20 protein-coding genes are annotated in these 24,174 nt (G+C 41.8%); 7 read left to right on the top strand and 13 right to left on the bottom strand.

Annotated features, from left to right (window positions below):
* Positions 1–25: 25 nt before the first annotated feature.
* From PQ578_RS10010 to PQ578_RS09985, 6 genes are all read right to left on the bottom strand, one after another.
* Positions 26–1,216: an iron-containing alcohol dehydrogenase gene (locus tag PQ578_RS10010; RefSeq protein WP_273834065.1), complete on the bottom strand. Its 1,191-nt coding sequence runs from the start codon at positions 1,214–1,216 to the stop codon at positions 26–28.
* Positions 1,217–1,485: 269 nt separating this feature from the next.
* Positions 1,486–2,997 (bottom strand): UDP-N-acetylmuramoyl-L-alanyl-D-glutamate--2,6-diaminopimelate ligase, encoded by a 1,512-nt coding sequence (locus tag PQ578_RS10005; protein WP_273834063.1) that lies wholly within the window; start codon positions 2,995–2,997, stop codon positions 1,486–1,488.
* A gap of 364 nt (positions 2,998–3,361) precedes the next feature.
* A complete protein-coding gene (locus tag PQ578_RS10000) occupies positions 3,362–5,326 on the bottom strand; it encodes a phospholipase D-like domain-containing protein (protein WP_273834061.1) in 1,965 nt (654 codons plus the stop codon).
* Between the two features lie 379 nt (positions 5,327–5,705).
* Positions 5,706–7,529: a solute:sodium symporter family transporter gene (locus PQ578_RS09995; protein ID WP_273834059.1), complete on the bottom strand. Its 1,824-nt coding sequence runs from the start codon at positions 7,527–7,529 to the stop codon at positions 5,706–5,708.
* Positions 7,530–7,739: 210 nt separating this feature from the next.
* Complete coding sequence (locus PQ578_RS09990; RefSeq protein WP_273834057.1) at positions 7,740–8,954, bottom strand: hypothetical protein; 1,215 nt, start codon at positions 8,952–8,954, stop codon at positions 7,740–7,742.
* Positions 8,955–9,116: 162 nt separating this feature from the next.
* On the bottom strand, positions 9,117–9,344 hold the full coding sequence (locus tag PQ578_RS09985) for a hypothetical protein (protein ID WP_273834055.1): 228 nt from the start codon (positions 9,342–9,344) through the stop codon (positions 9,117–9,119).
* 222 nt (positions 9,345–9,566) lie between these two features.
* Between PQ578_RS09985 and PQ578_RS09980 the strand changes: the two genes are divergently transcribed.
* Positions 9,567–9,869 carry a hypothetical protein gene (locus PQ578_RS09980; protein WP_160919777.1) on the top strand — a complete coding sequence of 101 codons (303 nt, stop codon included), beginning with the start codon at positions 9,567–9,569 and terminating at the stop codon, positions 9,867–9,869.
* Between the two features lie 116 nt (positions 9,870–9,985).
* On the opposite strand, the gene PQ578_RS09975 is transcribed toward PQ578_RS09980, so the two are convergent.
* Positions 9,986–11,650: an alpha/beta hydrolase gene (locus PQ578_RS09975; protein WP_273834051.1), complete on the bottom strand. Its 1,665-nt coding sequence runs from the start codon at positions 11,648–11,650 to the stop codon at positions 9,986–9,988.
* A 255-nt stretch (positions 11,651–11,905) separates the two neighbouring features.
* Here PQ578_RS09975 and PQ578_RS09970 point away from each other — a divergent pair, with 255 nt between their 5' ends.
* The 4 genes from PQ578_RS09970 (at position 11,906) to PQ578_RS09955 (ending at position 15,765) form a co-directional block, all read left to right on the top strand.
* Positions 11,906–12,442 carry a 2'-5' RNA ligase family protein gene (locus PQ578_RS09970; RefSeq protein ID WP_273834049.1) on the top strand — a complete coding sequence of 179 codons (537 nt, stop codon included), beginning with the start codon at positions 11,906–11,908 and terminating at the stop codon, positions 12,440–12,442.
* 163 nt (positions 12,443–12,605) lie between these two features.
* The gene (locus PQ578_RS09965) at positions 12,606–14,141 is read left to right on the top strand and encodes a multicopper oxidase family protein (protein WP_273834047.1); all 1,536 of its coding nucleotides are present in this window, start codon (positions 12,606–12,608) and stop codon (positions 14,139–14,141) included.
* A 144-nt stretch (positions 14,142–14,285) separates the two neighbouring features.
* Positions 14,286–14,864, top strand: coding sequence for a DNA-3-methyladenine glycosylase (locus PQ578_RS09960; protein WP_224884767.1), 579 nt, complete (start codon positions 14,286–14,288; stop codon positions 14,862–14,864).
* A 151-nt stretch (positions 14,865–15,015) separates the two neighbouring features.
* On the top strand, positions 15,016–15,765 hold the full coding sequence (locus PQ578_RS09955; RefSeq protein WP_273834041.1) for an SDR family NAD(P)-dependent oxidoreductase: 750 nt from the start codon (positions 15,016–15,018) through the stop codon (positions 15,763–15,765).
* 374 nt (positions 15,766–16,139) lie between these two features.
* On the opposite strand, the gene PQ578_RS09950 is transcribed toward PQ578_RS09955, so the two are convergent.
* The 4 genes from PQ578_RS09950 to PQ578_RS09935 form a co-directional block, all read right to left on the bottom strand.
* Entirely contained in the window at positions 16,140–16,595 is a 456-nt protein-coding gene (locus tag PQ578_RS09950; protein WP_273834039.1) for an HIT family protein, read from the bottom strand.
* A gap of 106 nt (positions 16,596–16,701) precedes the next feature.
* The gene (locus tag PQ578_RS09945) at positions 16,702–17,577 is read right to left on the bottom strand and encodes an EamA family transporter (RefSeq protein ID WP_273834037.1); all 876 of its coding nucleotides are present in this window, start codon (positions 17,575–17,577) and stop codon (positions 16,702–16,704) included.
* A gap of 468 nt (positions 17,578–18,045) precedes the next feature.
* Complete coding sequence (gene abc-f / locus PQ578_RS09940) at positions 18,046–19,764, bottom strand: ribosomal protection-like ABC-F family protein (RefSeq protein ID WP_273834035.1); 1,719 nt, start codon at positions 19,762–19,764, stop codon at positions 18,046–18,048.
* A 388-nt stretch (positions 19,765–20,152) separates the two neighbouring features.
* Positions 20,153–21,055: a LysR family transcriptional regulator gene (locus tag PQ578_RS09935; RefSeq protein WP_273834033.1), complete on the bottom strand. Its 903-nt coding sequence runs from the start codon at positions 21,053–21,055 to the stop codon at positions 20,153–20,155.
* 110 nt (positions 21,056–21,165) lie between these two features.
* Here PQ578_RS09935 and PQ578_RS09930 point away from each other — a divergent pair, with 110 nt between their 5' ends.
* Positions 21,166–21,813 (top strand): class I SAM-dependent methyltransferase, encoded by a 648-nt coding sequence (locus tag PQ578_RS09930; protein ID WP_273834031.1) that lies wholly within the window; start codon positions 21,166–21,168, stop codon positions 21,811–21,813.
* 29 nt (positions 21,814–21,842) lie between these two features.
* Positions 21,843–22,265: a VOC family protein gene (locus PQ578_RS09925; RefSeq protein WP_273834029.1), complete on the top strand. Its 423-nt coding sequence runs from the start codon at positions 21,843–21,845 to the stop codon at positions 22,263–22,265.
* A gap of 396 nt (positions 22,266–22,661) precedes the next feature.
* Here PQ578_RS09925 and PQ578_RS09920 read toward each other — a convergent pair whose 3' ends face one another.
* Both PQ578_RS09920 and PQ578_RS09915 read right to left on the bottom strand, forming a co-directional pair.
* Positions 22,662–23,126: a GNAT family N-acetyltransferase gene (locus tag PQ578_RS09920; RefSeq protein ID WP_273834027.1), complete on the bottom strand. Its 465-nt coding sequence runs from the start codon at positions 23,124–23,126 to the stop codon at positions 22,662–22,664.
* A gap of 98 nt (positions 23,127–23,224) precedes the next feature.
* A complete protein-coding gene (locus tag PQ578_RS09915; protein WP_273834025.1) occupies positions 23,225–24,139 on the bottom strand; it encodes a S66 peptidase family protein in 915 nt (304 codons plus the stop codon).
* Between the last annotated feature and the right edge of the window lie 35 nt (positions 24,140–24,174).

Genomic DNA, 24,174 nt, shown 5'->3' with positions numbered 1-24,174 from the left:
TCCATTCTCCTTCCGTCTACTCGCGTTATCGTATGTTTGCTTCAGTTGTAAACTGATAGTTATAGCTAAGTTTAAATAATTCCTCTAATTCAGCCTGTGTTGGTAAGCGCGGGTTTTGTGCCGGACTTCCACTATCTAGCGCATCAGCTGCCATTTTACTAACCTTCTTGTTAAACGCCGTCTCATCAATGCCCCACTCTTTTAGATTGGGAATGTTCAAGGACGCGCAGAGCCTTTTCACAGATACTACCGCAATCCCAGCCGCTTCTTCATTCGATTGGATCCCCGGCTGAAACAGGCGTCCGAGATCAGCAAGACGATTCGTACAGGAAGCTTTGCTATAGTCTAGAACCGCAGGAAGGAGCATCGCATTCGAATAGCCATGCGGCACGTGGAAGAGCGCTCCGATCGGACGTGACATCCCGTGGACAAGACAGACCGATGCATTTGTAAAAGCCATTCCCGCTTGAAGGGCACCTAAACTCATCGCCTCCCGCGCCTCTATATTCTCACCATCACTGTAAGCGATTTCAACTTGGTCGATTAGATGCTTCATAGCTGATAAAGCAAACGTATCTGTCATCGGATGGGCTTTTTTTGATAAATACGCTTCGATTGCATGACTGAGCGCATCAATCCCTGTTGCTGCAGTGACATGAGGTGGAGACGAAACAGAAAGACGTGGATCTACGATCGCTACTGTTGGCATAAACGCCGGTTGCTTGATCATCATTTTTACTTGAGTCGTCGTATTCGTAATAACCGTGACGTCCGTTGCTTCAGATCCTGTACCTGCCGTTGTAGGTATAGCAAGATGCGGAAGCGGAGCATTTACAGCGTTCGTTCTATTTGCGCGATAGTCACCTATGTATCCTCCATTTGTCGCAAGGACCGCAATGGCTTTCGCCGTGTCAATACAGCTTCCTCCGCCAAGTGAAATGACGATCTCACAGCTCGTTTCACGAAGATGACCGAGCGCTTCAGAAACATAATCGTCCGTCGGTTCAGATTCAACACCCGTGTAGCATTCACTCGCTACTCCCGCTTGCTTCAAAAGCTTCTGACATTCAGTTACATATCCGAGGTTCATCATCACGTGATCACTTACAATGAGCGCTTTCTTTCCACGTAAAATGGCTTCCGCACCAACTTGTTGAAACGAATTTCTTCCATAGAGAATCGTTTGAGGTGTTCGAAAAACAGCAAACTGTTCCACAGTATCTCTCCTTTTCTTACCTTCGCAAAGTGTAAAGCTAGACAAGACTCGATCTAGGTCACTGTACTTGAAACACTGCGATGCTGATATGACCACTCGGACCTTATCCCAATTAGTTTCTTGATCGGTAAAGCCGATTCCTACCGTACTCAGAAATTCCTCCTTTTTCTTTTAATAGGAAAGAAGGTGAATTCGGACAAAAAAAAAGCATGAACGGTCCTAGCGGAAGTCACAGGAACGAACATACTGATAACAGACTTTCATCGTGCTTAACACGGTTCTTTTATTTGCTGAACGTCTAACGAACCATTTTTAAAATAATCGTCAATCACTTCTAATTCTGAATAAGGAACGCGCTCGTCCCCTATGATCTGGTAACCTCCAAAGCCAATGCCAGTTAAGAGCACGACGTCTCCTGGCTCAGCTAGATCAAAGGCGTGGTGAATGGCTTCCTCTCGGTAAAGCCTTGAGTGAATATGTGGAGCAGATGGATGGTGGAACCCTTTCAAAACGTCATTGACTACTTCTTGTCGATCGGCGAATCCTGGTTGATCCACGCTGACGATGATTTCATCTGCCATGCCATCTGCAACCTGAGCCATCATCGGACGCTTTTCAGGGTTACGCAGCCCAATGCCGGTAATCATCACGATCAGTTTCCTGTACGGTACGTGACGTACGGCGTCAAGAACGGTTGCGAGCGCATCTGGCGTATGGGCGTAGTCGAGAACAATTTGAAATGGTGCCCCGTCAACCACTTGAAAACGGCCTTCAGGTGCCTGAATATGATCAATCACAGAGAGAATTTCATCAACTGAAAACCCGATTTGATAGCACGTAGCGATCGCTGCAAGAAGATTTGCCACGTTGTATTCCCCAATAATCGGTGCCTCCACGTTGTACGTTCTGTTAAACGCATAGAGTGTAAAAGATGTTCCGTTAATGGACGTTTGAATATGATCGGCCCGTATGTCACCTAACTCCGACAAACTATAGGTGATAAGTTGCCCTTGAAAACGCTCAATGATGTCCCCTGACATGGCCGGATCGTCGATATTTACCACCGCTCGTTTCGCTTGATCAAACAATTTTAACTTCGCTTCTTTATACGCTTCCATCGTCCCATGAAACTCTAAATGTTCAGGCGTTAAGTTTGTATGAACAGCCACATCAAAGTAAATGCCTAACAAACGCTTCTGTTCAATGGCAATGGACGTTGATTCTATGACAGCTGCCTTCATTTCACTCGCACGGAAATAATCGAGCACGCGATGAATATCCGGAGCTTCTGGCGTAGTCGGAACGGTTTGCTTAAACGTGGTTTTCTGCTGATCATCCCAGATCCCAGCCGTCCCAATCAAGCCCGTTCGAAAAGAAAGATGATTTAAGAGATTGTATGTGAAAGAAGAAACGGTAGTTTTTCCATTCGTTCCAGTGACCCCAATTGTATAGAGCGATTCGGAAGGAAAATCATAAATGACTCTCGCAAGCTCAGCGAGCGCTTGGCGACTATCGTGAACATAAAGGAAGCTCACTTCTCGATAAAGGGCCGAAGCTGTCGCCATTTTCTCATGGTCCGTCCCTACAATTGTTTTCGCCCCGAGCTGAATGGCTTGTTCGATAAAAAGGTGACCGTCCATCTTTTCACCTGAAATACAGACGAAAGCAGCCCCCTCTTCGACATCACGGGAATCATACACGACTGACGTAATTGATTGCTGTGAAGGTCCTGAATATTCACCGTTTAAAAGAGTTTCCATTAAATAAGCTTTTCTGTTCATTAAACCATCCTTTATCCTAAAGTACCGCTTTAACAAGATAAAGCGATTTTGATATAGGAAACTTTCCCTACCTTCCTAAGGCATAAACCTTTTAAATGCGCTGAATCGGTTTTTGATGTGTTTTTGTGTGTGAGGTAATATCATATTATTTAAAGAAAGACGGATTTCAGCCTTGTTCAATGCAGCGTTATTAGGCATCTGGCTCTATCGTTCGTAATAAGGACGGCTCATTTCTGTTCTATTTGGAAGCTAGAAATGAAAGAAACCTAGATCATCAATTTGATAATCTAGGTCCTCACAGTTAATCTACTCCCGTTTATGCATTCGTTTAATTCTAAATCTGTAAATACACTTTTAAATCAACTTACTGCACCATACCACCAGCATCCGTGTAGCGCGCATTAAATTCCTGCACAAATTGATTTGTGATGTCTGTATCATGAATAATTAACAGATTCTCGTCATTCACATCATTGCCGTTCGTGCTCCAGTTTGTTGAACCCACGATGACGGTTGGATCACTCGTTGTATCGGCGTCGATGATCATTGTTTTACTATGAAGCTTGCGCGATTCTGCATCTTTATAAACTGGAGCAGTATTGGCCCAGCGAGTATTCGGATTGTTTGTACTACCTGTTGCTGTGCGTCCCGTCATCTCTATACTAGCTGACCACCACTGGTTCCAGAATGAGCTGTCATATACGCCTTTCACATCAAACCCCGTGAGTGTTCCCTGCTGATCGACATAAGAACCTTCCCATTTGTTCTTTAATTCGTCCACAAGTGCTTGGTCACTCCAGGCAAAAATGGTGAAGTACGTGCTGAGGTCTGCTTCTGTTTTCACTAGCTCCGTCATGCGTCCAACCGCATCATCTCCTGGTGAGAAAAACACCTCAACCTTTTTCCCACCGACCGTTACCTCATGTGCGGTGTTATCGATTTTACGAGAGCTAAAGTCAGCCTGTTCAACATTGGGATTCTGCGTGTTACTTCCCCACATTTCGTTAAATTCCGTTTCATAGATTCCTGCTAGTTCAGAAGAGTTCACTTCAACGACATGTTGCTGATTCCCATCTAATATCCCGTTTGCCACGTTTTCTTCTGATCCATAAAGACCCGTTACAGTAAAATTCCAGCTTCCTGTAAACACCCATTTATCATCTATGAGTGCAAATTTATTGTGCATTTGAGTGCCAGGAGAATAATAACTTCCATCTGATTGCTGTTCAGCTTCAACGAAAACATACCCTGTCATCTCCGTATTTCCGATCATAATCGTTCTTTTTGGAAAATCGTTCGGAGATGCCGGTAAGTTGTGATTAGCTCGCTTCGTCTGATCTTCTACTGCTAGCATAGGAGAGTCAGAGAAAACAGTTACGTCATCCTCTGTTCCAAACACTCCATCATTGCCCCGCACCATCTCTTCCACGTAAAGTCTCATTAACTCAAATCGTTCAATATAATGAGGGTCCGCTGCATCTTTCGCATCGGCAATTACGCGAACATCGACACCCTCTGCTGCTTTCGCAATCAAGGCATCCACCACTTTTGGTAGATTGATTTCATAGGTTGCAAAATCAATACTAGTCTCAGCAGCATTAATGCGATTGAGCAAACGATCTTCTAGATTCACATTGTAGTTCGCTTCATTTCCTGTTGAAGCATATTGATCAAGCGCACACTTATTAAAATAGACGTTGATTGCATCTGGTCCCTCGGAAACTTGATTCAGGTGCTCAGTAGTATCTTGACATACACCGGTTTGTGAGCCACTAGTTGCGTTTATTGTACCAGGTGTACCAAGTCCTTCTGCATATGTATGAGTAGCTGTTGCCCAATTTGAAGCATTCGTTCCGGTAATTGCAGGATCAAGACGTGCCATTGATGCTTTGGTGGTATTATCACCTGCATGCCAAGCATCTACTTCATCAACCAATGCACCACTATCATCTCTTAATTCAAGTACTTCACCTGAATTGCTAAGCGCCCCACTATATGTTTGATTCGCAGTTACTTCCGAAAGTGTGCTATCATCGGTTCTTTCAAGTACAAAGTATTCGTCAGACGGAATGGATCCAGTTAATTCGATCGCGGGCGTTCCATCAGCTGCCGTCAAGGTCCAACCATCAAGAGAAACTGAGCTTCCTGTGTTGTTATAAAGCTCTATCCACTCATCATTGTAATCAACCGTTGTCCCCATCCACGCAATTTCATTCACCACCACATCCCCAGATGTAGCAGCGGAAGCTTTTTCTGTCGGTAACCCCATTGGAGTAAAGATCGTTAGCGCCATACTGACGGCGGCAAGTACTGTTGTTAATTTCTTCATCGTAATCTCCTCTCATGTCATCTTCCACCTTAATGTTACATAGTTCGACGATTTTTTTATATACTTTTAATGATAATCGTTTGTAAATTAGGTAAATTTAAAATTTACATTTATTTTCTGTGACGATTGACCTATTCTCCATTTCCTTATAAAAAAAGACACCAAGCTATGTGTATCAATACTTCACAAAAGAACCATTTATTTTATAGATAAATCTGTTGAGGTTAATCGATTGGATGAAGAAGTGGAAAATTAGTCAATTTGATCGATAACTATGATAATGATCCTAGAGAAAGAGATAAAAAAATAGCCCGTTTCATCATTTAAAATGAAACGGGCTGCTTTAGAAAACGGATCTATTGATCAAAAAGACTTAGATTTATAAATCCTTCTTAGTAAAATAATTCACCTGAGGACTCTGCGTTTGTCCTCCTACTTCTCTACTTGTTTCTTTCACTGCATTCTTCGCACGGCTAATGGTATGACCATATTTCCGCTCCCAGCTTTTCGTCGCAGCGGCAAACGCAATAAGGGTTACGACTGCGAGTGCTCCTGTCGCTGGTAAGAACGATGGCGAAATCATGCCACCTGCATAAGCAACTCCAATTGGCGAGAAGACAAGATACGTTTCACATATGCTTGCGATCAGTAAAATTCCTGCGGGTACGCTGTATTTCCACGGCGTCATATTTACTTTAGAAGCTTTCGGGAATATATACGCTTTTTCTTGTGGTTTCCAGTAAGCAATTCCGAACATGATCGCGACTTCAGCTACGAATAGAATGCCGTAGATGTGGATGAAATGGATGTTAATCGGAAGTCCAAAGATCTGTTCCGTTCCCCATACCATCATATAGTAAGCCACCACGTGGAAAATGATCGCGGCTTTTGCGGCTAATGCTGGTACCTTTTTTGATAGAATTCCGATGAGCACGACAGCAACGATCGGAATGTTGAAAAAGCCCGTAAACTTTCGAATCAAATCCCATAAACCATTTGGTGCGTACATTAACATCGGCGACACGAAAAACGTGACGATTGCAATAACTGAGCCGAACCATTTACTCGCGGTGATAAGCTGTTCATCTGTGGCATCTTTATTCATTGCCGGCTTGTAAATATCGAGTGCAAACATTGTTGAAGCACTATTTAATAGTGAGTTATAAGAACTTAACACGGCACCAAGCAACACTGCGAGGAAAAAGCCGGATAAGTAGGATGGAAGCACGTTCATCACAAGCGTTGGGTAAGCTAGGTCAACAGACTTCAGATCCCCACCGTAAAGGTGAAACGCGATAACACCTGGCACCATCATGAAAATCGGGATAAGAAGCTTAAAGAACCCGGAGAAAATTACCCCTTTTTGTCCTTCTTTTAAACTTTGTGCGCCTAGCGTTCGCTGTATAACATACTGGTTCGTCGCCCAGTAGAACATGTTCGCAATAATAAGTCCTGTGAAAATTGTACCGAACGGAACGGAATCTTCCGGACCGCCGATCGCATTCAGTTTTTCCGGATTTGTTGTTGTGATTGTTTTAACACCGTCTAGGAACGCGCCATTTCCAAGTGCGATAAGCCCAAGAATCGGAACGAGCGCACCAACAATAAGTAACCCTACGCCATTAATGGTGTCAGACACGGCTACGGCTTTTAATCCACCGAAGATCGCATAAACGGCGCCAATGATGCCGATTCCCCAGATGACCACCCAGATCGACTGAGTATAAGAAATATTTAAAATCGACGGCACATCAAACAATTTCAGAACGGCGAGTGCGCCGGAATAAAGCATAGAAGGAATCGTTACCAGAACGTACCCAACCATAAACAAAACAACGGTATAGCGTCTTACACCTTCATCAAATCGTTTGCTAAGAAATTCTGGAAGTGTTGTAATCGACATGTTCAAATATTTTGGTAGCAAGTAAAGTCCCATAAGGACAACCGCTACCCCTGCCGTTACTTCCCAGGCCATGTTTGACAAATTCGTTCGAAACGCCTGACCGTTCAACCCTACCAGCTGCTCAGCTGACAGGTTCGTTAACAAAAGCGAGCCGGCAATAAATCCACCGCTTAGTCCTCTTCCTGCAAGAAAATAACCATCGGAACCACTAGTCGTCCCTCTCGTTTTACGATAAGCTATGTAACCAACAAGCACCATGAATGCTACACAAGATAGCAATGTAAACCAAAGTGATTGCATCTTGACTCCTCCTCTATCCTACGAAAAAATATTTCTCGATTTATTGTAATAAGGGAAATAACCTTTTTATTATATTAGTAAACATTTTTTTGAAATTGAGCATGAAAAAGAGGAAAAGTTAGTAGAAAAGACATGGAGACTGGAAGGATTTCTACCACGTTCTATCAACAAAGGGGCCGCCACATTTGGCAGCCCCTTTTCATGAATTGATTAGTTTATAACCATCTGATCTACCTTTTCGGTCATCCAGTGAAAAGCGCGTGCTGCAATCAGCTGCTCAAAATCGTCCTCTAGTTCTTGCATACAATTCTTAAAGATCTCTACAAAGTCATTCCAATAAAAAACGGTTATGCCCTGAACGTTTGAAAGATGATTAGAGCGATGTAGGAAGTCCCGCTGAAATTGGTGTGTGTTCGACGTTAGTTGTCTGTTGTAGGTTTCTACCGTTGAAACACCTATTGAGGACAAAGCATCTTCTAAGATAAGGAGCGAAAAGTAAAAGTCCTTTCCTTTGGCATAATGGGAGCCAACATCAATATTGCGTAGTACCTGGTTTCGGGAATGATTGTGAGTTGTTTTTGTGGCAATGTCGGACTTGAATTTCGCTTCAATAAACCAGACAAATTTTTCACTTTCAATGATGACATCCACTTCAGTTGGACCTTCTGGTTGATTGTCTAGTAAAGGTGACGGCGGTTTGATTGTTTGCCAGAGGTTAATGGTTAGGTTGTGAGGTAGCTGATCGGTAGGGACTAGTTGCTTTGGTGAGTATTTCGTTTGATTGATTCCTTTTGAAATCAGTTCAGGATACCAGTGTCGAGGGTTGATTTGTTGGAGCGATTTAAACACGTTCCAGGTGATGGCGTCTTCACTATTTTCGCTTCTTAAATGCTTTGTTTTCATATTTCTCATAGCGGGTAGAATTGGATTGTATTTATCGATTAGCAGATTGTCTCTGAAATCATCGTACTCGAAGACGCCGGTTTTTGAGACGGTTCCGTTTTTTGTGATCACTGGCTCACGTGATATGAAATCTTCATAGGCGAAATACTGATGACCTGGCGTGTGGGGCTTCACTTTCGGCCGGTGAGGTAACGTTATTTCTTGGTCAAGGACCCAAAACATATAGGGCTGTCCTTGTTTTTCAAAACCGAATCCTTTTTTGCGATCACGGATGTAGGTAAGAATTCTTTCCTGAGTTTTTAAGTCGAAACGTGTGAGATCTCCTGATGTAGGATTATAAGGAGGAATGAGTATAAAGCAATCGCGGATAGTGTATAGTTTTCCAATGAATCCACCTGTTTCTCGGAAAGCAACATAGGGTGTTGCTCGGTAAGGCTTGGGATGGGGAAACGCATGGATGCTGTGCTCGTAAATGATCTTACATGTACCGCTTGCAGGGAGGGTTAACACGTTTTGATTCATTCCATCACCACTTCCAATTATTGTATCGTGCAGTTTTATTGTACTATATCCAAGGATGTGCGGGTAAATAGATGTCCTTTTATCATAAAAAAACCGCCAACACATTTAAACTAGGAAGTGTTAACGATCTTTTTATGATGTCACTGCTAGAGTGCGCTGCCCTTATTTTATTGCTTTTTCTCTCATCACTCGCTTCATATTTCTTCTAAAAATGAACAACAAGATACCCCCTACGATGATCCAGATAAAATAGAGAGTAGGTAATCCTAAGTCATAGACAAAGGCATAGCCTGCAATAAGCAGCACGCTTATTAAATAAAAACATCCTAGAAACAAATACATATTTCGAACAACTGTATACCGCATCATGGCACCTCGCTTGTCATTCATTTAAACCGAACCCAGTCCACTTCTCTCCACTCTTTGTTAAAGACAATATCCATTTGAATCAATTGTAGTGCCTGTCACCACCCGGTTTCAGTCGGAAATTGTCGAATGTGTTAATTCTTTTTTCTTCTTCCTCGAACCACCTTCACTCGTCAGTTTGTGCTCTCCTTTTAACTCCACTATAATGAAAGACATGCTACTTAACAGGCTAGAAAGGAGAACAACATGTTTTACACCTACCGCTCAAAGAGAACAACGTGGAGAACGGTTTTATTTAATATCATCAGTGTTCTAACAACTCTCGCTATGTTTTTGATTGATCCGGTATCTTCTCGCTCCGGTGAATCGGCTGCTATATCCATTATGTTTGTTATTCTAGCGGGCTGTGTGCTGTCTATTTTGTTCGCATTTGTAGTCTACAGAACGAGCGATGAGAAAAAAGGATGGGCGACAATCGGATTGCTCTTTACACTGTTCAACGTTTCTGTAATCGCTTACTTTATTTGGATAGGCATTAGTCTCGTTTAATCTTAGAAGCCGATTTAAATCGACTTTTGACTTACAAAGAAAACCAGGCACTTCCCTCTCTCTTTAGGGTCGCCTGGTTCTTTTTTTATCTTATTTCAAACCTTATCACTTAAACATCACCGATACAACGCCATAAACCTCTCCATGTAATACGTAAATGTCTGGCTGTAATACCCTGCAAAGTAAAAGTCACTGCCATGGTTTCCAAACGGCATATAAATCACAGCGGCTTTTTTATTATCGTTCTCTGCATACGTTTCTTTAAACGATGCGGCCGTTTCATACCCAACGTACGTATCGTGCGTACCGTGAAAAAGGAGCGCTGGTGGACTCTCTTCGCTAACGAGCTGTTCTGGCCAGAGAAGTTCCTCCGTACCAGGAATACCGCCGAGCGCTGGCCCTTTGTTCGCTGGATAGTAAGGGATCAGAGCTTTCACGTTGATTTCCTCCGAGAACCATTCACCGTCCTTCCCCTCTGTCATTGCAAGAACGCTAGCCGTTGCCAGATGACCCCCGGCCGATCCACCTGAAATAAATGTTGTGGAAAGATCGAGATTATATTCCTCTGCATGCTCCGTTAAATACTGTGTAAAAAGTCCAATATGACGAACTTGGTCATCAATTGAAAATGGTCCCCTCACATGGTCAGGAACATTGCTGCTTAATCCATAGGAACTTAGCGTCGTCAGCCCATACTGAATATCAAATACCGCATAGCCCTGATTTGCAAAATACGTATTTTGCTGCATGACGTTCGCATCACCTTTATCTCCATTTGCCCATGATCCGCCATGAATACGAATTAAGACAGGGAGCTTTCCATCCTTTTCTTTTGGAAGAAAGGAATCAAAACGAAGCTCAACGCCATCGTCCACTCCTTCAGTCCCTTCATAAAACAGCACATCCTTTTCTCCCTCCACATCTGCAGGGGGCATGCCAAGAAAATAAGCGGGAAGCGAAAATGGCGTTTGTTGAAATTCAGACGAATGGAATGACGTTGAATCCCATTGACTAAACGCCTCTTCTACCTGTTCTTCTGCCTGACTGATTGTAATCGGGACAGAGAGAAGCGGTAAGAAATGAACGAAAGTAATGGCAAACCCACCGATCATCAAGATCCTCCGCAACGTTGGGCGTGGTCTTATCCACGACTTGCTTCCCTGTAAAACGAGTACGGTGCTCGCTAGGAAAACGATTGCGTAAAACAAGGCGAGTTGGTTCACGTAAGGCCCATAGCCGCCGTTTTCGTAACGAAAGAGAATCAGAGAGCTTGTGAAGAGTCCCGCGAGTAATACAACGATATTTCCCCATACCAATAGATCAGAAAACCATCGGGGGGTACTGTTCCCTCCCTCTTTTCGTTGCTTGTCCATTGTCCAGGCAAAAATCAAGGTAACTACATGAACCAGAAGAAACAAACTAGGGATAAGAATCGGTAGAATGCTTGTTTCACCTGGATACTGATTTGATAGCTGAAAATTCATTAAGCCAATCAAAATGATTGAAAAAGGAATAAACATCAAATACAGAGCACTCGCAATGCTTAATTTACGTTGCCTGAGCACGCCTAACATGCTCATCACAATCATGACGAGAAACAAAACCCCAAACACATTCCAAATCGGACTTGTATTTCGAAATGAGAGATAAAATAAACTAAAGAGCAAATTTATCCCTGCAAGAAGTTGAATGGCTTTCCAGTAGGAAGATTGTAAGATGAATTGCTTTGATAATGCCGACTTCGTTTCGCGTTCCATATTTGATTCAAGTTCTGAAGACATAGAAAACCTCCTCTAGTTGGTGCCTGTTAGTTGGTGCCTGTCACCACCCGGTTTAAGGCGAATGCTGTCGATATTTGCAAAGTGGCAAGATATAGCAATGATACCCTATGTTTGAACACTACAACCAGTCAAACACTCTCACAATCCTATTTTTGTTATAATGACCATAATTAAACAGTGATAACAGCATAAGAAGAACATACACGTAATCAAACGGTACTCACGATTAAAATCTATCAAAAGGACTGAATCTCTATGCCCTCACAGTATTTTATCGGTATTACCCCACCACCCGACTATCTTAAAAAGGTCGAGCACTTTCAACATAAATGGCTAGATTCCCCGATCGTCGAACCGCACATTACTCTCAAAGCACAAGGCGGCTTAACACCAGATAAGGAATGGATTGAAAAAGTGAGAGCGGTTTGTAAAAGCCTTCACCCGTTTACCATTACCCTAGCCAAGCCAAACTATTTTGGTGATAACATTCTTTACTTAAGCATTCTATCCGATGAGCTGTATCCCTTACACGAAGCGATTGTAAGAGCAATTTCTCCTTCACAGAAACTCATCAACCAATACCAATATTTTGAGCTCGATGACTTTGTGGCTCACCTAACGCTCGGAAAAGCACTGTATGGCTTAACGAAAGAGGAGTTAAGCAATATGGAGCATGCGGCAGAGAAAGAGTTAACACCGTATCCTACTTTTCTAGTAAAATCTGTACAAGTATACGAACTACGCCCTAACAGCAACCGCTACGAACCACTACTTCAAATCCCTCTTGGCTGAAAGTGCGCTACATAGATCTATCTATCCGCCCCCCTCCCTGTTCCATTTGAAAAGGAGGGGGATTTTTCTATTCTCACCCCCACACGCGAAACAAATTAAAAATAGATCCTCTCACGCAAACATAAGATAAACAAAAAACACCGTAATGAAAGGAGTGCCACACATGCTTGAAAAGTTTGTGGATCGACTCCCCATCCTCCCGACCATCCAACCACTCAAAACCACTAACGGCATCCCCTTTTACGAAGTGACAATGAGAGAAACCATGCAAAAGCTTCATCAAGATTTGCCACCAACTCGGATTTGGGGATATAACGGGATGTTTCCCGGTCCAACGTTTCATGTCTTTCGGGATCAGCTTATTCGTGTTCTCTGGAAAAACGACCTTCCCACCAGGCATTTTCTTCCGATTGATCACACCGTTCATGGGGCTGGTGTAGAAGTCCCGGACGTTCGTACAGTTGTGCATCTTCATGGAGGCTCTACACCAGATACAAGCGATGGCTATCCAGAAGCTTGGTTTACAAAGGCTTTTCAGCAACGCGGTCCCTTTTTCACCAACCCTGTTTATGAATATCCGAATCGTCAAGCTGCTACCAACCTCTGGTATCACGATCATGCGATGGGTATCACCCGCTTGAATATCTATGCCGGACTTGCCGGGATGTATATCATTCATGATGAGGAAGAACGATTACTCGGTTTACCGAACGGTCAGTTTGATCTTCCGCTTATTATTCAGGATCGCTCCTTTCATCAAGATGGATCTTTGTATTATCCGGCTGAACCCAAACCTCCTGTGCCGGCTGTATCACCATCCGTTGTTGGAGAGTTTTTTGGAAAGATGAACCTTGTAAATGGAAAAGTATGGCCCTATTTAGAAGTGGAACCTCGCAAGTATCGGTTTCGCATTCTGAATGGCGCAAATGCTCGATTCTATCGTCTTGCTCTTTCAAACGGCCTCCCTTTCACTCAAATCGGGACTGATCAGGGATTATTACCGCGTCCGGTGCCTGTCACCCGCGTTTTGGTCGCTCCTGCAGAACGTGTGGACGTCGTGGTGGACTTTAGTCGTTCTAGTGGAGAGGTGATCATCTTAACCAATGATGCTCCCTCATCGTATCCAAATGGAAAGTTGCCGAATCCTAAAACCACCGGGGTTATTATGCAGTTTCGCGTATCGAAAAAGCTCTCTCATCAAGATCAAAGTGTTATACCAGGAACCTTGGCCCAGTTTGAAACAATGAACGAGTACCAGGCAAACAATCAACGAAACCTTCTACTTAACATGAGAAACGATTCGTACAATCGATCCCTTCATCTATTAAACAATCAGCTCTGGTCTGATCCAATCACCGAAAAGCCTAGATTAGGTGACGTGGAAATTTGGAATCTTATTAATATCACGAATAATACTCACCCTATTCATCTCCATCTTATTCGCTTTCAAATTCTTGATCGCCAGCCTTTTGACAGGGACTTATATGATCAAAAAGGGGTCATTGTGACAACGGGACCACGTAAGAAATCGGAACCAAATGAACGCGGTTGGAAAGATACCGTCCGGGCAAATCCAAATGAAATCACGCGCATCATGATGAAGTTCGCACCTTATGCAGGCTTGTTTGTCTGGCACTGTCATCTATTAGAACACGAAGATTATGAAATGATGAGGCCATATGTCGTCGTTAGAAAGTGAACGATCAGGTATTTTCGCCCCCCTTTCAAAACCGCGGGTGCCTGTCACCCGCGGTTCCCGCGTTTATCTATTCAAAACTCGTGGAAAACTGATACACAGAGACCCAAAATCAAATTCTCATCCCCATTAGAAAGGAACCCACTCATGTCAATCTTACCAAGAGAATTCTATCAAAAACCTACCCTCGAACTAGCAAAAGCGCTCCTCGGCTGTGAGCTAGTAAAAGAAACAGACGAAGGGCTTGCATCTGGCTATATTGTTGAAACTGAAGCTTACCTCGGAGCAACCGATCAAGCCGCCCACAGTTTCAACAACAAACGCACAAAGCGCACGGAAGTAATGTTTGGCCCTCCTGGAAATGCCTATACCTATGTGATGCATACACATTGTTTATTTAACGTCGTCAGTGCTGAAACCGGTGTTCCAGAAGCTGTTCTAGTGCGAGCCGTTGAGCCTCTAAAAGGGCTCGATTTAATGGAGCAACGAAGACCCGGCCGTAAACAAAAGGAATGGACAGATGGACCTGGCAAACTTACAAAAGCACTTGGAATTGATCCAGGCGATTATGGACATGCTTTAATGCGAGCGCCACTTTATATTCGTAGTGGTTATCAGCCTGATCACATTTCTGAAGGAAAACGCATTGGAATTGATAACTCCGGTGAAGCGCGTGACTATCCATGGCGTTTTTGGGTAACGGGAAACAAATACGTATCAAGGTAACGTAGTTTTTCCATTTCAGTTTTTCATTACAGCTCACTAACCATGACTTATGCGCTACACTCCAATCGTTTAATGTGATTTTTTATCGGGTAAAGCTAGTACTATAGCATCAGGATAGAACTTTTAAACAATTTATCAGGAGGTTTTACGCATGAGTAAAGTCGCAATTATTACAGGTGCAGGAAGTGGATTAGGACAAGCAGCGGCGGTTCGCTTAGCTGATGAAGGAGTTAATATTGTCGCAGTAGACATTAACGAAGAAGGCGGTAATGAAACGGTTGACCTAGCAAAAAGAGCAGGCGTTGATGCGCTTTTCATAAAAGCTGATGTATCCAAAGCAGATGAAGTAAAAAATTACGTCGATAAAACAGTTGAAGCCTTTGGTTCAATTGATTATTTCTTCAACAATGCCGGCATCTCCGGTAGTGGAGAATACTACTTAAATACGAAAGTGGAAGAAATCGAGAAGATCGTTGACATTAACTTAATGGGCGCCTTATACGGTGTTCGATACGTAGCTGATGTGATGATCAAAAATGGTGGAGGTTCTATCGTGAACACGGCTTCAAGTGCCGGTGTCATCGGTCAGGATTCGGTTGTCACGTATTCCGCTACAAAGCACGGGATTATTGGACTAACGAAAAGTATTGTCGCTGAATATGCGAAAGACGGCCTGCGCGCAAACGCAATCGCCCCTGGACCAACCGAAACTCCAATGGTTAAAGACTTTTATGACGCCAATCCGAAAATGAAAGAAAATGCTGAAGCCGGTATTCCTCAGAAACGTCTCGGTACGCCTGAAGAAGTCGCTGAGCTTGTCACGTTTCTATTAACCTCGAAAGCGCAGTATATCAATGGTGAAGTGATTCGCATTGATGGTGGGTTTACGAATACGAAGTAAGCGATCTGAAAACGCAACACATCTAAATAAAACGGCCCACAAAACAGTTCTTTTGTGGGCCATTTTTCATCGTTCTCTCTATTTACTTATACCACTATCATCCGAATAAAATGCTCTCTCTCCTTCTCTATGTTCTTCTAAATATTTCCATTTTTAAAAGAAAAGTGACAACCCACCTGCTATAATCAAAAAAACTCCCACTAAAAGATGAAGACTGACAGAACTTAATTCAAGTGTCACCACTTCATACAAACATTCCAAATACCCTTTAGCTCGAGTAATCCCTTTACCACCTCGCCATACCTCTCTTACTCCCCAAAAAAGAAATGGTATGCCCATGCTCGTCAGCACGATAAAACAGATGATAGAGAGGCTCAAGTCACCAGTACTCTTTCTAATTGAGCACGCAACCTTTCACATAAGAGAACAATTTCCCTTTCTGTCGCAGTTGGCGCATCCTGCCACTCATAGACTTCCATTGGACCCCAATAATCTTCTGGCGTACCAGCGTAGCGTGGGATAAGGTGCATGTGAAGATGTGGAACAGAATCGCCAGACACCTGCGCATAAATATGTTCGGCGTGCTCACATTCTCGAAGTGCCTTACTCACTCGTGCCGTAATCATCCCAAAAGCACTCGCTTCTTCTGCCGTCATATCCGCGAGTGAAGGCACATGTCTTTTAAGATCAATCATCACATGCCCTGGGTAGGTCGGTTTCCCTCCTCGATCAATATGTCCAACATACACATAATCATCTTCATAGATCGTTCCCCCGGCTAGCTCAAGTAGACCTGCATGCTTCCTGCAAACAAAACACTCATTTTCCAAGTCAATTTCCCCTTCGAATCGCAGTAGTAGTAAACGTTTTACAAAAGCTCTTACATTTATTAAATCAAACCATTTGCCCTACGACCACACTTTCTCTCATCATTTTTCAACAATCCTTTTGTTTTACACTTAACATCGTAATCGTGATTAGGATGACAATAAGCCCAATACTTTGAAGGACAGTAAGAACTTCTCCTAAAACCACTAATCCAAATAAAGAAGCGGTGACGGGTTCAACCATTGCAATAACCGCAGCCACGGAAGCGGACGTTTTTTTCAACCCTTCTACATAGAGGTAAAAAGAAACACCTGCGCCAATGATTCCGAGAGTAATAAACCAGATCAGATCCTCCGAAAACAATGCGGAGAGTGCTTCCCTATGATCAATAAAAAGAAGCAATACGGCGGTAAATGTAGCAAAAGCCGTGCTAAGAACAAACGGAGGGCTATTATTTTCGGAAGCATTCTTAAAACTAAAGATAAAGAGCGCATAAGAAACACCTGATAGTAACCCGCTCATGATCCCTACCACATTTAGTTCGCTTATCCCTGTTTCATAAATGTTTGTTAATAAGCTGATTCCAAACATCACGATAATCATTGAGATGACCTTAAATGGCGTAATTGACTCGATTCGAAAACAAAAAGAACTGATCAGCACGAATACCGGTGCCGTGTACATTAAGGTTGACGCTACGGCAACTCCGGATTCGGAAATACTGAGGAAGTAAAAGCTGAAGTTACTAGCGACAGCAATCCCAGCGAGCATGGACCACATGATGGTTCTCGAAGAATGCTTGCCTGAACTATCTTTTCGTTTAAGAAGTACCCAAATCACTAAACACACTAACCCAATCGCCCCTCTATAAAAAGAGATCACAAGGGGACTCCACCCTTTGTCCATTAAGATTCCTGCTAAACCTCCTGAAATCCCCCATAAAACAGCTGCTAATATCACGAAACCTGTATAATAGAATCGCATTTTAATCCTCCTTTGGTGTACCAAAATGAACTTGTGCGGAGGAATTTCCCAATTATTTACCAGGTAAAACGAGATCATGGAAAATACAAGAATATTCCATACTTTTTACCATACTGTCGCTTATGAGGATAGAAAGTCTAATATATAGAGGTCAAAAACTCGATACACCAACGAGTTAGCCTATTTGTAAACGAAAACGCAAATCCTACATAAAAAAATGCTAGGAATTTCGAATAGATTGGATTCCTAGCATCTTTAGAAATTAGTATTATTGTATTAGTTGCTGATCAAACCCTTCAATGCATCAAAGATCTGATTGGACTCAACCTTAACAACCCTCAAATCATTGGTACCCTGAATGACTAGCTAATTTATTCATCCCTTTTAAATAAGTGATCGGGGAATCTTCCTTCAACTTATCTTTATGTTCAACTGGGTCTTGTAAAAATAACAAAGAATCACTCTACATCATAAGCTGTTCCATTTTCTTTTCAAATCCATCAACTTCATTAGCTCTTTATCGATCGATTCATATTCCTCTGTCCCCACTGACAAGTAACTGATTTTGCCTAGGAGCTCTGTCATTTTGGTTTCAAGAACGGCTAATTCTTCCCTTATGTTTTCGTTTTCGTTTCCTGTCTCCTTCTTCTTTTGTTTTTCCTCATATTCCTTAATGCCTACCTCAACCCGCTTCATTTTCCCATTTTCAATAACTAATAATTTTGTACACAGTTTTTCAACTAAGTACCTGTCGTGTGAAACGATCAACAGCGTTCCTGAATACGTACTTAGCGTTCTTTCTAGCTCTTCCCGGCTTGGCAGATCAAGATGGTTTGTCGGTTCATCCAGGATTAAGAAGTCATATTCCATCAAAATCATATGAATCAGCTTAATTCGTGTTCGTTCTCCAAGACTTAATTGAGAAATGCGCTTCCCTAGAATCTCTTGCTGAATACCCATATTCGAAAGAAGCGTTCTCGCTCTTGTTTCCAGCTGTCGGTTCGTTAAATCAAGATAATCTAACGGCGTTTTCTCGCCTGGTAAGTCCGTTACATCCTGTGAAAGATAAGCCACTTTAGTCGATTCACTCATCCAAAGCGAACCTTTCGTAAGCTTTTCCTGCTCAAGGAGAATTTTTATAAAGGTTGTTTTACCCGTACCATTTGATCCAATCAGTCCAATTCGGTCACCATGTTTGATGTAAAAATGACTTTTATCAAAGAGCAAGCGATCCCCAAATTGCTTCTTGATCCCCTTTGCTTCAAGAATTCTCTTGCCACGTTTCGCTCCTGATTCAAACTGAAAAGAGACCGTTTTCTCTTCTTTAGGCTTTTCGACTCCATCTTTCTTAAGCTCTAGATTTAACCGTTTCAGCTTCGATTTTATCTGGTTATCCTTTTTCTTTGCCTTCGCTCGTTCGAATTCCCGCAATCCCATTTGACGATTTTCCGAATTGGATCCACCTTTTCCAGCTTCACGATGGCCCTTAGCTGACCAATTTTTCAACGTGGAGATTTGTTGTTCAATCATTTCGACCTTACGCTGTTGCTTTTCATAATCACGCTTATTCTGCTCGTATCTTCTCTGTTTTTCGTTCCGATAGAATGAGTAATTTCCTTCGTAGATGGTTAATTTTCCAGATTCCAATTCAAATATTTTTGTCACGGTCTCATCTAAAAAATAGCGATCATGTGAAATGATGAGGGCAGCACCTGAATAATTTCTCACCTCTTCACTTAGCCACTTGACTCCCTGAATGTCCAGATGATTCGTTGGTTCATCTAAGATCAAAAATTCGGGTGAACTTGCCCAGATCTTCGCTAAAGACAATTTCAGTTTTTCGCCACCACTTAAATGTTGGAGACTTTCTTGCTCCCATCGCTCTTTCTGAAACCCTAGCTTCTTACTTTGTTCCAGTAACCTTTCACCGAAAAGTTCAGCATCAACAGCCAGGTGATTATCTGTTGATTGAGGCAAATAGCCAATGTTCACATGGGGAATAGTCACAGAACCTCTATCTGGTTCAATCCTTTTCATCAAAATATTGACAAGGGTTGATTTCCCAGCCCCATTCCAGCCAACTAAACCAATCTTCTCACCAATTCGTATCTCAAAGTTAACGTCACTTAAAATTTCCCGTTCGCCAAAACTTTTCTGCAGATCTTTCACTTGTATCACTCGCGCCATGCAGGTCACCTCTTACTAAATTTGATTGAGAGGCTTATTGAACATAAATAAGCCTCTCCAAGAATCCTGGAGAGGCTGCTAATCCCATATCAAATAACATGCAAACGCTTAAACAAATAGTGAAATAAACGTAAATATTCTTTACGTCTCCCTTTATTTGAAAAAGGTACATGATGAAATGATCACTTAATTGGACAGACTAATCCTATTTTCCAGGTTCTCATTTTTATGAAAATATGAGTTTGATCCCGTTTAAATAAGATTAATTCCACATCCGCTAAGTACCATTCCTTTCCACCTTTTTCTTACATATTTAGTATATTCATCGAGGTTAGTGCTGTCAATAAGGATTTTGGGGTCGTACAATTTAGAGTGATCGGATGAATTCTTAAAGAGACCTCAGTGTTGCTGCATGATTTTTTAATATTTTCACAAACCGTTGCGCTGCTGGGGTGAGAGAAGTTTCGCCTTCCAAACTAACTAGAGCAACGCATCTAGTTAGTTCTGGCATGTCCACAGGCAAAAGTCTCGTTAGTGTCCCCCTCGTTAATGGATCTTGAACGAGTGATTTGGTCAAAAGAGCTACACCTTTTCCTGAACGAACAAAGTCAAGAGCTGTAGTGGGAGGGAGTTCAAGAGTATCCATGCCAAATGACATATAAGTTTTTTGCCAATGTTTACTCTCATCACTCCAATCAGTCAGAATATAAGGACTACTATTTGCAAAAATCTCCTCTATTGTATAGGTTCTAGCGTTTAATTCACTTAATTTATGGTGCTTATGAGCCACTAATATAAGCGGTTCCTTCATCAAAAGAAGCGTCTTTAAATCACTATTAAAATAGGGATGAGTAATCAGTCCCATTTTAATAAACCCATCATAGAGCATCTCAACAATTTGTTGATTATGACCTGTATGAATGACCAAGTCGATTTCGGGATAGTTCTCATGCATTTCAACTATTGTTGAAGTAAAAATGCCTGTGGTAAATGTAGGTAGTGTTCCTACTTTTACTTCTCCTCGTTTTCCTTCTTTAATGGATTGAGCCCTTTCTAGTCCCTTTAATAATACTTCTAACGCTTGACTCGCATATGGTAGGAACCCCTGCCCCAGGTCTGTCAGTTCCATATTTTTCCCGACACGATGAAACAATGAACCTCCAACACTCTTTTCCAGCTCTTTGATTCGTAAGCTGATGGTTGGTTGCGATACGTTTAAATATCTTGAAGCTTTACTAAAGGAACCTAACCGAACGACCAACTCAAAAGCTTTTAGCTGATTAATTTCCAATGCCACACCTCTTATATAAAAATAATTAATAGTAACTATAACTTATATTAGATTGTTTAATCGATTTAATCTACTTATACTTTTAACGTATAAAAGAAAGAAGGTGCGCAATGATTTTTTTCAAACGGATGGCAAGCACGGTTGAACAACAGTACCAACATCCCAAAGGATTGTTAGGATGGTACATTGGTGAAAAAATGATACGACAACACAAACCAGAAACGATTTGGTCCATTACATTATTAAACCTCCAAGAAGATGAAGACATCTTGGAGATTGGGTGTGGGGCAGGGTATGCGATGAAACGTTTATTAAACGAACATTCCGTTCACAAAGTAATCGGTTTGGATGTTTCTAAGACGCTCCTTCACTCTTCATCGATCCGAAACCAAATAGCAATAAGAAAAGGAAGAGCTCAAGTTGTCCTCGGAAACGTTCATCAATTACCTTTTAAAGATAAACAGTTTTCTAAAGTATTGAGTGTCCATTCCGTTTACTTCTGGGAAAACCTTCCTCAAGCAATCTCAGAAATATCTAGAGTCCTTAAACAAAAAGGAACGGTTTCAATAACGCTTTGCGACGGAAAAAATGGGGAGTCGTGGGATACTATGAAGAACATGATTGAAAATGAGCTCATTCCACTTATGAAACAGATGAAATTTACAAATATAAGAATGTTGAAGGGGCCTGATTCTAGAGGTTACCATACAGTAGCCATCACTGGAGAGCTCTTATTTAAAATGGATGTGATAGAATGATTTTACAATGAATAGGAGGGGTTGGATTTATGAAGCCTAGAGTGTCTGTCATCACGATTGGCGTAAACGACCTAAACGAAGCGTTACGCTTTTATCGTGACGGACTAGAATTTCCTACTGAAGGAATCGTTGGTGAAGAGTTCGACCATGGCGCTGTTTCTTTCTTTGATTTGCAACCCGGTCTAAAACTTGCGATCTGGCATCGGAAAGATATAGCACATGAAGCCAAGATAAAGGTTCATCATCCAAGTCCTACTGAGTTTACTCTCGGTCACAACGTCAATAGTAAGACAGAAGTGGATCATGTAATGGACAAAGCTGAAAGGGCAGGTGCCCTCATTACTGACCCTGCACACGATACATTTTGGGGAGGGTATTCTGGTCATTTTCAAGATCCAGATGGTCACTTGTGGGAGGTTGTATGGAACCCAGATTGGGATGAAGTAGAATAAAGTCGGAAAGCAGACTTGGTGTCTGCTTTTAAACATAATGATCTCATATTTTGATGGCTATGAATTGAGAAAGATCTCCTAAAGGTTCACATCCATTTTCCCATTCGCGTTTTAGCTTTTTTTCTTAAAACCTTAAATGTTTCCTTCTCCTGATTCTAAATCCTCGCTCTTCTTCTTCATCTACGGGTAAATATTTATCTGCTGCAGGATAAATAACCGCTGCAATGATACCTATGATGAAATAGTTCAATAACGTTAGAAATGGAAGGAGAAGGTTTAAAGGAAATGCAATAAGAATAAAAACGACAGTTGCAATTAACGTCCTTTTTGAACTTTTTATTACTTATCAACTCCGCACGTTACCTTTTCATCATGTTAAATCCGAGCGAAATCGATTTACCGTTCATATTCCATTTTCAAAAATTCAAATGTGCTAGCATTTGTATCCTGCATAAACGTATTAACATCTCTGAATCCTAACTTTCTGTATACTTTTATGGCTCTTTGATTAAAAGTCGCAACGGATAAGGTTATTTTTCTTGGGTTATATACATTCTTCACAAACGCGAGACCTGCTTTTAGAAAGTCCAAACCCATCCCCCTATTCGTAAGATCCGGGCGCATCCCTAAGCCAATATCATAAGTTAGATTATCCACTTTGTTAACGCTGAAAAAACCAATTAATTCACTATTCTTCATCACCGCAAACTTAGTGTCCCCACGTAATTCCGGATCGACGAATTCTTGTAAATCTTCTTCATCCGCCTCCATATCGTAAAAAGAATATTCCCCTTCATAGTGCCAATTATAAGAAATGTCTTCTGCTTGATCTTGAGTCATTACTTCAAATTTATAAGTCATACATATCCCCTTTTACCTTTGCTAAAGTGAAAAGCTAATTTTTGAGTGACCTATGTTTAGGTGAATTTAAAAGCTCATGTGATTACTAAATAATACTTTCAAAGCTTAGTCACTCCCGAATCAATCTCCAACCGCGGTGGCGATGTTGTGAGTTTTACGTTTACCCCCAGCGGCACACCATAATGGGGCTGACAATGACCATAATAAAAGTTCTCTACAACAGGGAATGGCGCATTAAAGAAGAAATCTTGAAGCACTTTTTTCAATTCCTTATTTTCATCTGAATCAGCTTGGAAACAACCTAAAACAACACCATTAACCTCATCAAACACCCCTGCTTGTTTAAGATGAGTAAGCATCAAATCAACACGAAACGCAGGTTCTGCAACTTCCTCAATAAGCAGAATGCCTCCATTTGCATTCACTTGATAAGGCGTTCCCAATCCATTGGTAAGCAGCGTTAAATTCCCTCCTACTAACCGTCCTTCCCCTATACCATCAGCTATTATATGAAGAGGTGATTTTTGAGAATCATAGATCTGAGATTCACCTGTAAATAAAGGTAGAAACGAGGCTTCTGTCTCTGCCGTTCTTTCTTCATCATTGAGATCTGTTGCCACCATCGGTCCGTGGAAGGTAACCAAGTTGCTGAAGTTTTGAATGGCATTAAGCAAAAATGTAATGTCGCTGTATCCCCAGAAGATCTTAGGATTTCTTTGAATCTTTTCATAATTTATCATAGGAGTCATTTTTGCTGATCCGAATCCTCCATTGGCACAAAAAATGCCCTGGATATATGGGTCACTAAATGCATCATGTAAGTCAGCAAGTCGCTTTTGTTCAATAGCTATTAAATCTGTCCCAAACTCGAACACATGCCTTCCGATAACGACTTCAAGCCCCATTTTCTCTAATACACGTTTTCCCTGGTTCAGATGCTCTCTATCTGGCAGGCCAGCAGGTGCAATAATGGCTACCTGATCTCCCTTTTGTAAGGCAGATGGTTTCATCATAAGCTTATCTCACTTTCCTTTAATTATCATATTGA

The sequence above is a fragment of the Guptibacillus sedimenti genome, assembly GCF_028610665.1.
Lineage (GTDB): Bacteria > Bacillota > Bacilli > Bacillales > Guptibacillaceae > Guptibacillus > Guptibacillus sedimenti.
This window is presented reverse-complemented; position numbering and strand designations above follow the sequence as displayed.